10 protein-coding genes are annotated in these 12,831 nt (G+C 59.3%); 5 read left to right on the top strand and 5 right to left on the bottom strand.

Annotated features, from left to right (window positions below):
* The first annotated feature begins 4 nt into the window (after nucleotides 1-4).
* The 4 genes from ACL2XQ_RS25970 to tldD are packed head-to-tail and all read left to right on the top strand — an operon-like array spanning nucleotide 5 to nucleotide 5,844.
* Nucleotides 5-1,720: an ABC transporter ATP-binding protein/permease gene (locus tag ACL2XQ_RS25970; RefSeq protein ID WP_413729189.1), complete on the top strand. Its 1,716-nt coding sequence runs from the start codon at nucleotides 5-7 to the stop codon at nucleotides 1,718-1,720.
* Nucleotides 1,721-1,738: 18 nt separating this feature from the next.
* Nucleotides 1,739-2,992, top strand: coding sequence for a thioredoxin family protein (locus ACL2XQ_RS25965; protein ID WP_413729190.1), 1,254 nt, complete (start codon nucleotides 1,739-1,741; stop codon nucleotides 2,990-2,992).
* 27 nt (nucleotides 2,993-3,019) lie between these two features.
* A complete protein-coding gene (locus ACL2XQ_RS25960; RefSeq protein WP_413729191.1) occupies nucleotides 3,020-4,369 on the top strand; it encodes a TldD/PmbA family protein in 1,350 nt (449 codons plus the stop codon).
* 17 nt (nucleotides 4,370-4,386) lie between these two features.
* Nucleotides 4,387-5,844, top strand: a complete 1,458-nt coding sequence (gene tldD / locus ACL2XQ_RS25955) for a metalloprotease TldD (RefSeq protein ID WP_413721734.1) — start codon at nucleotides 4,387-4,389, stop codon at nucleotides 5,842-5,844.
* Nucleotides 5,845-6,004: 160 nt separating this feature from the next.
* On the opposite strand, the gene ACL2XQ_RS25950 is transcribed toward tldD, so the two are convergent.
* From ACL2XQ_RS25950 to ACL2XQ_RS25935, 4 genes are read right to left on the bottom strand one after another with little or no spacing between them, the layout of a single operon-like run.
* On the bottom strand, nucleotides 6,005-6,784 hold the full coding sequence (locus tag ACL2XQ_RS25950) for a heme ABC transporter ATP-binding protein (RefSeq protein ID WP_413727464.1): 780 nt from the start codon (nucleotides 6,782-6,784) through the stop codon (nucleotides 6,005-6,007).
* Nucleotides 6,777-7,778, bottom strand: coding sequence for a FecCD family ABC transporter permease (locus ACL2XQ_RS25945; RefSeq protein ID WP_410016678.1), 1,002 nt, complete (start codon nucleotides 7,776-7,778; stop codon nucleotides 6,777-6,779). Before ACL2XQ_RS25945 ends, ACL2XQ_RS25950 begins: the two co-directional genes overlap by 8 nt.
* Nucleotides 7,778-8,593, bottom strand: coding sequence for a hemin ABC transporter substrate-binding protein (locus ACL2XQ_RS25940; RefSeq protein WP_410012901.1), 816 nt, complete (start codon nucleotides 8,591-8,593; stop codon nucleotides 7,778-7,780). The genes ACL2XQ_RS25945 and ACL2XQ_RS25940 overlap by 1 nt, the downstream gene beginning before the upstream one ends.
* Complete coding sequence (locus tag ACL2XQ_RS25935; protein WP_413739853.1) at nucleotides 8,590-9,621, bottom strand: hemin-degrading factor; 1,032 nt, start codon at nucleotides 9,619-9,621, stop codon at nucleotides 8,590-8,592. Before ACL2XQ_RS25935 ends, ACL2XQ_RS25940 begins: the two co-directional genes overlap by 4 nt.
* A gap of 470 nt (nucleotides 9,622-10,091) precedes the next feature.
* Between ACL2XQ_RS25935 and ACL2XQ_RS25930 the strand changes: the two genes are divergently transcribed.
* Nucleotides 10,092-12,485, top strand: coding sequence for a TonB-dependent receptor domain-containing protein (locus tag ACL2XQ_RS25930; protein ID WP_413739852.1), 2,394 nt, complete (start codon nucleotides 10,092-10,094; stop codon nucleotides 12,483-12,485).
* Between the two features lie 117 nt (nucleotides 12,486-12,602).
* Here ACL2XQ_RS25930 and ACL2XQ_RS25925 read toward each other — a convergent pair whose 3' ends face one another.
* Entirely contained in the window at nucleotides 12,603-12,818 is a 216-nt protein-coding gene (locus ACL2XQ_RS25925; protein ID WP_410012903.1) for a DUF378 domain-containing protein, read from the bottom strand.
* Nucleotides 12,819-12,831 lie beyond the last annotated feature (13 nt).

The raw sequence follows: 12,831 nt of genomic DNA, 5'->3' as shown, positions 1-12,831 counted from the left end.
CATTATGACGGCTCAAAAGTTTACAAAAGAAATACCCAATGATGGTAATCGACCGGGGATATGGCAATTAATCCGTCCTTTCTGGGTATCGCCGGAAAAGTGGCTGGCCATATTTTTAATTGCCGTCATCCTGACCATTAATTTCACCACCACCTATGCGTTTGTGGCTTTAAATAAACTGCAGGGGCAGTTAACCGACGCATTGGTGGCGCTGAATTGGAGCCTCATCAGCGCTACGATGGTAAGAAGCCTGGCCATTGGCACTGTAACGGTATTATTGCCGCTGGTCAGTGTGTTGGCGATTAATTACTTGACGCTGCGCTGGCGTACCTGGATGACCACCCGCTTTGTAGAACGCTGGACCCGTCATCCAGCGTATTACCAACTGGAGCGCGACAATTTAATCAGCAACGGCGATCAGCGTATCGCCGAGGATATCAATCTCTTTACCGATGTGACGATTAACCTGTCCACCAATATTATCAACGTCGTGGTCAGCGTCGTCACTTTCACTATTATGCTTTGGGGACTGTCCGGCACGTTGTCGTTTCCTCTTGGCGGCAGGACCTGGTCTATCCCCGGCTATATGGTGTTTGCCGTGTACCTTTATTCATTTGCCCATCTCGCCCTGGCCCACTGGCTGGGTAAGGTGCTGATCGGCGTGAATATGAATAAACAAACCGTAGAAGCCGATTTTCGTTTTCTCGGCATGCAGGTGCGGGAAAACGCCGAACAAATCGCTTTTTTTGGCGGCGGCGAGCGCGAGGGGGAAAGATTACTGTCCCGTTTTATACGGGTACGGAATAATACCCTATTGATGATGCGTAAAACCTTTAAGCTGAATTTCTTCCAGAGCATTTTCTCCCAGATATTTTCCCCGCTGCCCACCCTGCTGGCGCTGCCCTTACTGCTGTCGGGAAAAATTACCCTCGGCGGCCTGACCCAGATCACCATGGCTTACGGTACGCTATTGAGCACCCTGGCCTTTTTCCCGCAGGCTTATCAATCCTTTACTAACTGGATAGCGCTGGCCAACCGGCTGCGGGATATGCTGTGGGCGTTAAACAAAGCCCGCGACCAGCCCCATGGCATTCAGCTAATGCGCCAGGGCACAGCGCTTTGCTGCGAGGCGTTAACCCTGCGGCGTCCGGACGGCGCGGCGTTATGCCAAGTGGCGCGCTGGCAGGTCGAGGCCGGCGAACGCTGGGTGATTCGCGGGCAGTCCGGCAGCGGCAAAAGCACCTTGCTGCGGGCCTGCGCGGGGTTATGGCCTTTTGGGGAAGGCAGTATCATCCGGCCGGATACGGCGCGTAGTCTATTTATACCGCAAAAGAGCTATATCCCGGTGGGTACATTAAAAAGCGCGCTGGCCTATCCCGATGAGCCGGAGGCCTTTACCGATCGGCAGTACCGCCAGGCGCTGACGGACTGTTGCCTGGCGGAACGGGCCGATTCGCTTACCCAGTCCGACCGCTGGCAGCAAGTGTTGTCCGGCGGCGAGCAGCAGCGGCTGGCCATGGCGCGGGTACTGCTGCATCGCCCGGAGGTTCTCTTCCTTGACGAGGCGACCAGCGCCCTGGACCCGGAAACGGAGCGGCGTTTATACCAGGCGCTGATCGATCAATTGCCCGGCAGCACCATTATCAGCGTGGCCCATCGCAAAGAGCTGGAACACTTCCACCAGCATATTTTAACCCTGACACCCGATCAGGGTCGCTAACATTTTATAGGAACCTGTATGTCGCTCAAACCCAACGAGTTAACCGATAGCAATTTTGATAATTACCTGGCGGGCGCGCGACTGCCGGTGCTGGTGGATCTCTGGGCGCCCTGGTGCGTACCTTGCCGCGCCATGGCGCCCGTTATCGATAAGCTGGCCAATAATACCGAAGGCAAGCTACTGGTCGCCAAGATTGATGTGGAAAAATACCCGGCCATCATGGAGCGCTATGGCGTGCGCGGCATTCCCACCCTGTTGCTGTTCAGAGGCGAGGCGGAACCGGTACGCCAGGTGGGTGCCCAATCCCTGGGCCAGTTGAATGCCTGGCTGGCGGCTCATGAGGTGGACGTCGTTTCGCAACCGCCGGTACGTCAGACGGAGGCGCTGGAGTGGAGCAGTTTTTACGGCGATGAGGGCTTGCATGGTTTTATCGCGCAACGCACCCTCGGACATGCTAAGGCCGGGGATATTACTGTTGCCCCTGGGAGCTTTTGGCTTGACGGCAAAGGCACTACTATGGCGGCCATGATTCATCAGCCGGATAGCGTTGCCTTTGAACGTATTACCGGGTTACCGATTGCTCTGGGTAGGCTGCTGGACCGCTGCGGCTACCTGACCCCGGAGCAGATCGGCGGTTTGTTCGCCGCGTTACGCCCAGGCAAGGATTACCGGCTGGTGCCGCAGCGATTTATGCACTGGTGGCTGAGTGAGGAATCGGCGCCATGGGCTGATTACCTGCGCGATCCTAGGCTGGGGCAACTGCTCATGCGCTGGCTGACATTGAGCGCCGGGCGGCTTGCGGGAGGGGAGACGGCACCGGGCGACTGGTCGGCCATCAAGGAGCAGGCGGACCTGCTGCTGCATGATTACCAGCAGCCGGAACGCCAGCTGGAAAAAATCATCGCCACGCTTTTGCAGCACCTCTCGCCGTTGCCCGCCGCCGCCGATGACGAAAAATGGGGCAACGTAGCCCTTGGCGTAAGCTGGGCCCAGTTCCAGCAATTGCAGATCCTAGCAGGGTGGAGCGACGATGATCGCGCCACGCCCGATATACGTTTCGCCTGGTTTACCGAAAAAGAGCGTTTGTCCCCGGCCGGCAAGCTTAGCCAGGAGGAAATCACTCTGTTAAGAGCGGAGTGGCTGGCGCAAAATCCGGCGTTTATCGCCAAAGAAAATACCTTTCATCAAAATTACAACCAGCTCAGCGAACCGATAAACACCAAGATCCAGCGGGCGTTGAACCGGCTGCTGGCCGAAGCGCCGGACTTTTAAACCATGACCTTTGACCAGGAGGCATCCATGCCGAATACTTTTGCGCACAGCCAGCAGCAATTGGCTGAACTGGCCGATAACGTCATAGCGCAGGCTGTCCGGGAAGGCGCATCCGATGCGCAGGTGATATTTTCCGAAAGCAACGGCTTGCTGATTGAAATGCGCCAGGGCCGGCTGCGGGCGCGCACCCGCGATGCGCAGTCCAGCATGTCGCTCACCGTCTATCGCGGACAGCATCAGGGCACTACCAGCTCCACCGATTTTTCACCCGCGCGCCTGCGCGAAACGGTGCAGGCGGCATGTCGTATCGCCGGTTATACCGGCGAGGATGAATTTACCGGCCTGCCACCGGAGCCGTTGTTGTGTCGGGAGCCGCGACAGCTCGATTTATGGCATCCCTGGGGTCTGGACGAGCCCGGCGCGCAAGCGCTGGCTCATCGTATCGAGTCCGGTATTTCATCAGCGGGCAAGGGCGCGATGAGTGACGGTGTTTGGGTACGTTCCGGTCAGTCCCATTGGTTTTTGATGAACAGCCGTGGTTTCGCCCAGGGCCAGCGGCAAACCGACCATGTGATGAGCGCCAAGGCGCTGGCCAAAAATCAGGGCCACAGCCAACTGGATTTCTGTAATTCCCATTCCCATCTTGCTTCGACGATGATGACGCCGGAAGCTATTGGGCGCCGGGCCGCGAGCGGTGCGCTGGCCGCCCTGGATAGCGCGCCGCTGGCCGGTAGTCGACGCTGTCCGGTGTTGTTCGATCCCCTTTGCGCCCTCACGCTGCTTGATCATTTGGTGCAGGCCGCCGGCGGCGCGGCGTTGTATCGCCGTAACAGTTTTCTCGCCGGACGGCTTGGCCAGGCGATCTTTAGCGGGCATATCACCGTTGAGGAAAATCCCTTTATCCCGCAGGGGCTCGCCAGCCGGGCGTTCGATAGCGACGGTATCGGCGGTGCGGTGCGGCGGGTGGTGGACGACGGACACCTTACAGGCTTTTTTCTGTCGGCCTATGCGGCGCGGCGCCTCGGAATGACGCCCACCGGCAACGGTTGGGGACCGGGCAATTTGACGCTGCGCAGCAGCCTGACCCAGCCTGGCGATGACTTTGCCGCCATGGTGAAAAAACTGCATACAGGTCTTCTGATTACCGGATTTAGCGGCGGCGGAGCGCGTTTGATAACCGGTGATTACTCCCGCAGCCTGCGTGGCTTTTGGGTCGAGGGCGGTGAAATACGCCATGCCGTCGATGGAGTGACCGTGGCGGGCAACCTGGCGGATATATTCCGCGATATTGCCGCTGTCGGCACCGATAATTTCACCCAGGGCGCCTTTACCAGCGGTTCCGTGTTAATCAACAGCCTGCAGGTGGCAGGACGCTAAGCCAAAGGAGTTTTATCATGATTGAAACACTAGCCACCTCCCATCTGGCGCCGGCTAAACAGCAGTTGCTGGAATCGCATGGCATATCCGATGGGCAACTACAGGAGGTGATGGATCAGGTGCTGTCGCACCGGGTGGATTACGCCGATCTTTTTGTACAGAGTCTGAGACGTGAAAGCTGGGCCATGGAGAACGGCGTGGTGAATTTCGGCTCTTTTGACGTCGACCAGGGCTTCGGCCTGCGTGCGGTCGAACATGACCAGACCGCGTTCGCTTATTCTCAGCATATTGATCTTAAGTATTTGCAAGAGGCCGCCCGCTCGGTAAAAAGTATCGCGGTGCCGGGCCGGCTCTCTTTGCCAGCGCCTGCGGCTTACCCCCCGGCACGGCTGCGTTTTATCGACGATGACCCGCTGCTGGCGTGCGACGCGGCGCAGAAAATCGGCTTGCTGCAAAAAATTAACCGCATGACCAGGGCTCTCGATCCGCGGGTCGTCCAGGTTACCGCCAGCCTGGAATTAACCCATTCGGTCAATTATATTCTGCGTCATGATTTCCATCAGGCGGCGGATATCAGGCCGATGCTGGTATTGCATGTCGGCGTGGTGGTCGAGCAGCGCGGCAATAAGGAATCGGCCGGTACCGGCATGGGCGGGCGCGGGGATTTCGGCATGTTCAATGACGTCGCGCTGCAGGTCTCATTGCGCGCTATGGTTGAAAAGGCATTGATTAACCTGGAGGCGGTAGCGGCACCATCCGGCAGCATGCCGGTGGTGATAGCAGCCGGCTGGCCCGGTATGTTGCTGCATGAAGCCATGGGGCACGGCTTTGAGGGCGATTTTAACCGATTGGGCACCTCGGTTTATTCCGGGCGCATCGGCGAACGGGTAGCGCAGCCGGGGGTCAATATCGTCGACGACGGCACGGTGGCGGGACGACGCGGGTCGCTGAATGTGGACGACGAGGGACAGCCGACACAGTGCACGTCCCTTATCGAGGATGGCGTCTTACAAGGCTATATGCACGACAGCCTGAGCGCGCGCCTGATGAAGCTGCCGCCCACCGGCAACGGCCGGCGCCAGTCCTATGCGCATTTGCCGATGCCGCGCATGACCAATACCTTTATGCGCAGCGGGCAATATGATCCAGGTGAGATTATCGCCTCGGTCAAACGCGGATTATATCTGGCTGACTTGGGCAGCGGGCAGGTGGATATCGTCAGCGGGCAATACAGTTTCCAGACCGCCCTGGCGTACCTGATTGAGGATGGCAAAATCACCGCGCCGGTCAAAGGCGCCACCCTGACCGGCAATGGCCCGGAAACCCTGCAACAAATCAGCATGGTCGGCAACGACCTGGCGCTGGATCGTGGCACCGCCGTGTGCGGCAAGGCGGGGCAAAACGTGCCGGTATGCGTGGGACAGCCGACGCTTAAGGTGGATAACCTGGTGGTGGGCGGTACCCGCCAGGGCTGACGATAGGCGACGGCTATGATGTCCAGACTAACGCTCCGGCATCGCGGCTGGTCGCCACAGCTTTCATAACGCAGCGTTTGCAGGAGAAAATATCGTAGAGGACAGGGCGCAGCATCTGTGCGCGAGTCATGACTGGTCACAGATGCCAGAGCGTTCTTATTTACCGTTTCAGCGAAACCTGCGGCACCCCATACTCCGCATGGGGCCGCACCACCAGATCCGCCTGATACCACCGCGTTAGCCGCGCTTCGGTCAGGACATCGCCCGGCGCGCCGCTTGCCGCCAGCCTGCCTTCATGCAACAGCAAAATCCGATCGGACCACAGCGCCGCCAGGTTCAGATCGTGCAGTACGCAGCAGACCGTCAGGCGGCCGGTCTGCGTAAGCCGGCGCAGCAGGCGCAGGATATGCTGCTGATGATATAAGTCCAGCGCGGAGGTGGGTTCATCCAGAAACAGCCAGCCGGCCGGGCCGTCGTCCTGCCACAGCTGCGCCAAGGTGCGGGCCAGCTGCACCCGCTGCTGCTCGCCGCCGGACAGACGACGGAAATCGCGCCCCGCCAGGGCATCGCAGCCGGTAAACGCCATGATTTCCGCCACGCGGTCGCGGTTTGGCTGCGTTTGCCAGGGCGCGCGGCCCATGGCCACCACTTCGGCCACGGTAAACGGAAAGGAGAGACTGCTTTGCTGGCGCATGACCGCCCGCTGCCGTGCCAGTTCCTGCGCCGGCCATCGGCGCAGGGGGCGGCCCAGCAGGCGGCATTCCCCAACGCTTGGCGTCAGGTAACCGGTCAACAGGCGCAGCAGGGTGGATTTTCCGGCGCCGTTGGGGCCTATCAGCGCAACCAGCTCGCCGGGGGCCAGCGATAACGAGATATCCTCTAATAACGTCCGGTTGGATATGCGATAGCCCACGCCTTCGGCGGTTAAGCCCTTATTCATTTTCGCCTCCGCGCCGGCGCAGGATAAGCCACAAAAACCAGGGGCCGCCCAGCAGGCTGGTGAGCAATCCCACCGGCATTTCCGCCGGCGCCACCGCCGTGCGGGCGAGGGTATCGGCCAGCAGCAGCAGGGCGGCGCCGGCCAGGGTGGCGCCCGGCAACAGCCAGCGATGGTCGGCCCCCAGGCACATGCGCACCAGATGCGGGATCACCAGGCCGATAAAGCCGATAATGCCGCTGACCGCCACCGACGCCGCCACCAGCAGCGCGCTGAGCATCAGCAACAGCCGCTGGGTGCGTTTCACGTCCACGCCAAGATAATGAGCTTCCTCGTCGCCCAGTTGCAGCAGATTTAACCGCGCCGCCTGACGCTGCACCAGCAGGGCGGCGGGCAGCACCAGGGAGGCGCAGGCCAGTACCGTCGGCCATTGCGCCTGCCCCAGGCTGCCCATGCCCCATAACGACAACTGCCGCAGCTGCCGGTCGTCGCTTATCCAGGACAAGACGCCGATGGCAGCGCCGCACAGGGTGTTAATGGCAATGCCCAGCAGCAGCAGGCGCGACAAAGAGCGATGACCGGGACGTCCGAGGGAAAAAATAATAAGCGTCACCGCCAGGCTGCCGATAAAAGCCGCCAGCATGGGAGAATAAAGCGCCAGCAGCGGCGGCAGCGTCACGGACAGGACCACCGACAGGGCCACCGCCAGCGCCGCGCCGCTGCTGATGCCCAGCAGGCCAGGGTCGGCCAGCGGATTGCGGAATAGCCCCTGCATCACGCCGCCGGACAGCGCCAGCGCCGCGCCGATGATCACCGCCAGCAGGATGCGCGGCAGCCGGATATGCCACCAGATATGCCAGAGCGCCGCGTCAAAAGGCCGGCGCCAGAGGCTAACCAGCGACAAATGCATCGCGCCGACATTTACCGCCAGCGCCGCCATGGCCAGCAGCACCAGTGCCAGCAACAGTAAAAACCGTCCCGGCCGGGCTTGGCGCATCATGGCAGCGTTTCAGCGGTCTGGCGCAGGCGGGCAATGGCCGCCGGCGTTTCAAGGCCGAACCCCAGCAGCGCCATATCGTCCAGCACCAGCAGCCGTCGCGCCTTGCCCGCCGGCGTCAATGCCAGCCCCGGCAGCGCCCAGACCTTCTCCTCGCCGCCCAGGGTTTTTACCCCGTCGGTGGTAATCAGCACCAGATCCGGCGCGCTGCCGATGACGCCTTCCTGCGACAGCGGCTGGTAATGTTTAAATCCCTGCATGGCATTTTGCAGGCCGGCGGCGCGAATGGCCGCATCGGCCGCCGTTTCCTGGCCGGCGGCCATGGTGGTCATGCCGCTATGGTTGAAAATAAACAGGACTTTTACCGGCAGCGGCGTGGCGGGGATGGCCGCCATCTGGCGGCGGATATCCGCGCGCAGCGTCTCGCCCTGCGTTTGCCGGCCCAGCGCCGAGGCGATGCGGGCGATTTTACTGTCGATGACGGCGATATCGGGCGTACCGGGCACCGTAACCACCGTGACGCCGTTATCGGCTACCTGTTGCAGCGCCACCGACGGTTTGGCCTGATCGCTGGCCAATACCATCCCGGGGTGCATGGCCAGGATGCCCTCGGCGTTGAGCATGCGCATATAACCCACGTCGGGCAAGGCGACGGCCGCGGCGGGATGCTGGCTGGTGCTGTCGCGCGCCACCAGTTGGTCGCCCGCGCCGAGGGCATAGATGATTTCCGTTACATCGCCGCCGATGCTGACCACCCGCGTTTGCGCCAGCGCCGCCATCGGCAGGGCCAGCAATACGATAAGCCATTTTTTCATGCCGGTAGGCCTTTTTGCGTCAGCAGGGCCATTTGTCCGCGCCAGGCGGTCTGCTCGGGTTGCCCTTCGCTGCGCTGACCGAACAATTGGGCGATTTGCGTGCCGTCGGCGGCAAACAGTTCCAGGCTGGTGACCATGCCGTCCCGGGTCGGTTTGCGCGTTACCCAGGTTTCGGCAATGGCGTCTTCCACCAGATGCAGCGTAAACCGGCGGTTAAAGATATTGATCCACTTTTCCATCGGCACCACTTTCTCTATGGCGCCGGTAAATATCTGCACGCAGCCGCGGTTACCAACAAACACCATGATTTCGTTGGCATCCGCAAGCGCCGCTTGCAATACCCGGCTCAGCGCCCGGTTATCCACACGTATGGCCAGGTCGTCGCCCACCGCGCGAAACGCCTGCTGCCGGGTAATGTTGTGGCGTTTAAGCAAGGGGAAAAACTGATGCACATCGGTCATGGCGCGCCAGTCCAGTTCGATGCGCCGGTTATCCGGACTGTCGTTGTGCGCCGGTTTATCCGCCGCCGCCAGCGCCAGCGCCGCATTATCTTCACTGGCGAAACGCGCGACAAGCTGTTCCCAGGCATGGCGATCGGTTTGCTCCGTGGCATAGATTTTCAATACCGCGTCGCCCTGATGATCAAAAATCTGCAGGCTTTGGCGCTCGCCGCGCGGACCCGGTTCGATAAGTGCAAAGGCGCAGTTCCACTGGCCGACGAACAGGCGCAGATCCAATGCCCGCGGGTTTAACACCAGGCCGCCGTGCTCGCCGAGACGCAGGTTGTCGTAATGGCCGATCTGTTCATGTACCGCATATTCATTACGGGTAATGGATTTTGTCTCGCCCACGGCGGCCAGCGCCTGCAATAGCGCCGGCATATCGCCGTCCAGGCGCCGCGCGTCATGCCCGACCCTGGCCCAGGCCAGCTCCGCTTCGCTGATATTCAGCAACTGCGCCAATTCCCGGGCATATTTTTTCGGATGCTGCTGTTTTAGCTCAAGGTAATGCTGATAACGCTGGTTCATTCAGGGTTCCTTTTTGTGCCGGCGAAAGCGGATGTTAGCGGGATACGGCTGCGAATGGGCCTGCTTAACGGGCGTGTAAATCATTCGCAGTGAAACTGTTGCAAATATAACTTAAAAATGTATAAAGATGATAATGATTTCTGTTATCGTAAAGATTATCGTTATCAATTGTGAATATGCCTTCGGCTCACCACTTTTTATTAGGGATATAACACCACGCCAGCAAGCGTCAACGCCTGAAGCCGTCAGATAACCGTAATTAAAATAATGTTATCGTCAGCGAATAGGAAAGCAAAAACCTGACTTTTATAACGGGTAGCCAGACTAATACTGCTTATTTCCGTAGGGTTTTTACGTCATTAAATGCAGCGCGTTTTAGCAATAATAATAATTGGGATAGCTATTCCCTTACTAATACTCCGGCAATGGTTGAGCATTAACTTATAATTTGACCGCTTTGAGGCTCTATTATGTTCACTGAAAAAAGGCGAAACAGGCCTTTTAACGCCCTTATTTCGGCGATGCTATTTACCTTGCCGGCCTGGCATGCAAGCGCCGTGGAAAACAAAGTGCCGCCGGCCGCTTCGGATAATGACGCCAAGGGGCAGCCGGCAAAAGAACCGGCCGCCGTTGAGGATGTCATGAAGGTCAATGCGCCCCGCCTGGTGAAACAGGCCGGCACCGCTACGCGCATCAGCGCGGAGGATATGCAACGCCACGGCGGCAATGATTTCGGCACCATCATGCGCTACCAGCCGTTAATCAGCGCCACCGGTTCAAGCGCCGGTTCGTCGTCGGGTAAAAGCGGCTTCGATCGCAGCGGTTATACCGGCTATAACATCCGCGGACTGGAAAGCAACCGCGTCGCCATCGACGTGGACGGCATCCCCTTGCCCAACGCCACCGGCCGCGCCTACGCCAGCCGCGCCGGCCTGGGAACCTTCGGCATCGGCCGCGACTATATCGACCCCTATATGTACGGCCAGGTGGATATCGCCTCCGGCGCCACCCCCATCGCACGCGCCAACACCGCCATCGGCGGCGCGGTATCCTTCCTGCCCAAGTCGCCTGACGATTACCTGAGCTATAAAAAGAACACCTATTTTGGTTATCAAAGCGATTATGATTCGGCCAACCGCGCCTGGCACAACGGCATTACCGCCGCGGCGGGCGATGAGGAGCTGCGGGGCTTGGTGGTGATAAGCCGTCGGGACGGACAGGAGACGCGGACCAATAGCGACAGCGCCGACGCCTTCCCGGCCAACTGGCATTCCACCGCCATCATGACCAGCGGCATCTGGCAACCCAACGAAGAGCATCAGTTCACCGGGACGGCGGAATATTACGATAAGACCAACCATACCCACTTTGATACCTGGAACAGCGCGGGCAGCAGCGTGATCGGCACGTCCCGGCAGCAAAGCGATACCCGCCGCTGGAGCCTGAGCGTGAAGGATCGCTGGACGCCGATTGACCTGGGCTGGGTAGACCAGCTGGATACGCAGCTCTATTACCAGAACGCCGAGGCCCACGACAACACCGACATGCCGCTGACCGCCGCCACGCGCGAGCGGGTGCAGTCGGATTACAATGTCGATACCTGGGGCTTTGATAGCCGTTGGCTGAAAACCGTCGGCATTCATGCGCTGAGCGCCGGCCTTAATGCGCGTCAATCAGAAACAGAGCGGCCGTTCGCGCAATTCCCGGCCCCGAGCATCTATACCGCCATTATGCAGCCCGAGGCCGACAGCCGCACCTACACCCTGGGCGGTTTTGTTCAGGACCGCATCAGCCTTGACCTGGCCGGGCACGGCTTTGCCATTGTGCCCGGGGCGCGGGCGGTCTACCAGAACAGTAAACCCACCAACCTGTCCAGCCTGGCCTCGGGCAGCGCGGTGCTCACTCCGGGCGAAGTGGAATCCCTGTACGGCAAGACCAACAGCGATACCCAGATACTGCCGTCCCTGAGTTTCCTGTACGATCTCACCCCGGCCATGACCACCTACCTGCAATATAAACGCGGCGCGCAATTCCCCGACGCCAGCCAGTTATATGGGTCGTGGAATCTCGGCTCGAGCTATGCCGGCAGCCAGCAATATGCCCTGATTGGCAATAGCGATCTGAAAACAGAGACCAGTAATAACTTTGAATGGGGCCTGAAAGGCGATATTACTCCCGGCGTGACCTTTAACGGTGCGCTGTTCTACAACACCTATAAAAACTTTATTGCCAATACCCGCTATACCCGTAGCGCCAATCCGGGGGAATTTACCCGCGTTCCGGGTAATATTTTTGTCGCTTATAAAGCTGAGAACCGCGACAAAGCCTATATCTACGGCGGAGAATTCAGCAGCAAATTTAATTTCGGCACCTGGTTTGAATCGGTCAATGGCTTAAGCGCCACCGTCGCGTTCGGTTATAATAAGGGCAAGTCCAAATCCAGCTATATGGGCGACGACTATGTCGATTTAGACAGCGTCGCGCCGATGAAAGCCATTGTGGGACTGGCCTGGGACGATCCGGGCCGGCGCTACGGCACCGCCATTACCTCGACATTCCAGAAGGGGAAAAAGGCCACCGCCACCAACCGCCAAAGCTATACCAATAGCGGTGGCGCATTAACCGACGCCACCACGGACTATATGCGTATTCCCGGTTACGGCCTGGTGGATCTTACCGCCTATTGGCAGGTGGCGAAAAACGTCAAACTCAGCGGCGGCATTTATAACCTGACCGATCGCAAATACTGGGATTATCTGAGCAGCCGCCAGTTAACCAATGTCACCCGGCAGGATTTCGCCAACCAGGCGCTGGCCGTCGAGCCGGGACGCTCGTTCCAAGTGGGGGTCAACGTCGATTTTTAAATCGTGATAATAATATCCCCGGCCCGGAATGGGCCGGGGTATTTATCGGTTTTTTCATCCTGCGCGGCGGGAGAGTCATTATTGTTCCCGTCCCGCCGCGGACGGGAGGCGGTGTTGTTATGCGTGGTGGCAGGCGGTGCGCAGTTTCGGCAACAGCGCGATCGTGTAAATAGCGCATAGCCCCACCAGCGCATAAATAATCCGTGATACGACGGCGGCCTGTCCGCCGAACAGGGCGGCGACCAGATCATATTGAAACAGTCCGACCAGTAACCAGTTCAGTCCGCCAATGATTAACAGGACCAGCACAACAGTGGTTAATATTTTCATCATTCCTCCGCAAAAA

This window comes from Sodalis sp. RH14 (assembly GCF_047324285.1).
Taxonomy (GTDB): domain Bacteria; phylum Pseudomonadota; class Gammaproteobacteria; order Enterobacterales; family Enterobacteriaceae; genus Acerihabitans.
The sequence above is the reverse complement of the archived record's forward strand: the minus strand, read 5'-3'. Positions and strand labels throughout refer to the sequence as shown.

Coding starts and splice junctions, on each gene's coding strand:
- ACL2XQ_RS25945 (WP_410016678.1), bottom strand. CDS start 7,778: ATGCGCCAAGCCCGGCCGGGACGGTTTTTACTGTTGCTGGCACTGGTG.
- tldD (WP_413721734.1), top strand. CDS start 4,387: ATGATTGAAACACTAGCCACCTCCCATCTGGCGCCGGCTAAACAGCAG.
- ACL2XQ_RS25965 (WP_413729190.1), top strand. CDS start 1,739: ATGTCGCTCAAACCCAACGAGTTAACCGATAGCAATTTTGATAATTAC.
- ACL2XQ_RS25940 (WP_410012901.1), bottom strand. CDS start 8,593: ATGAAAAAATGGCTTATCGTATTGCTGGCCCTGCCGATGGCGGCGCTG.
- ACL2XQ_RS25960 (WP_413729191.1), top strand. CDS start 3,020: ATGCCGAATACTTTTGCGCACAGCCAGCAGCAATTGGCTGAACTGGCC.
- ACL2XQ_RS25930 (WP_413739852.1), top strand. CDS start 10,092: ATGTTCACTGAAAAAAGGCGAAACAGGCCTTTTAACGCCCTTATTTCG.
- ACL2XQ_RS25925 (WP_410012903.1), bottom strand. CDS start 12,818: ATGATGAAAATATTAACCACTGTTGTGCTGGTCCTGTTAATCATTGGC.
- ACL2XQ_RS25950 (WP_413727464.1), bottom strand. CDS start 6,784: ATGAATAAGGGCTTAACCGCCGAAGGCGTGGGCTATCGCATATCCAAC.
- ACL2XQ_RS25970 (WP_413729189.1), top strand. CDS start 5: ATGACGGCTCAAAAGTTTACAAAAGAAATACCCAATGATGGTAATCGA.
- ACL2XQ_RS25935 (WP_413739853.1), bottom strand. CDS start 9,621: ATGAACCAGCGTTATCAGCATTACCTTGAGCTAAAACAGCAGCATCCG.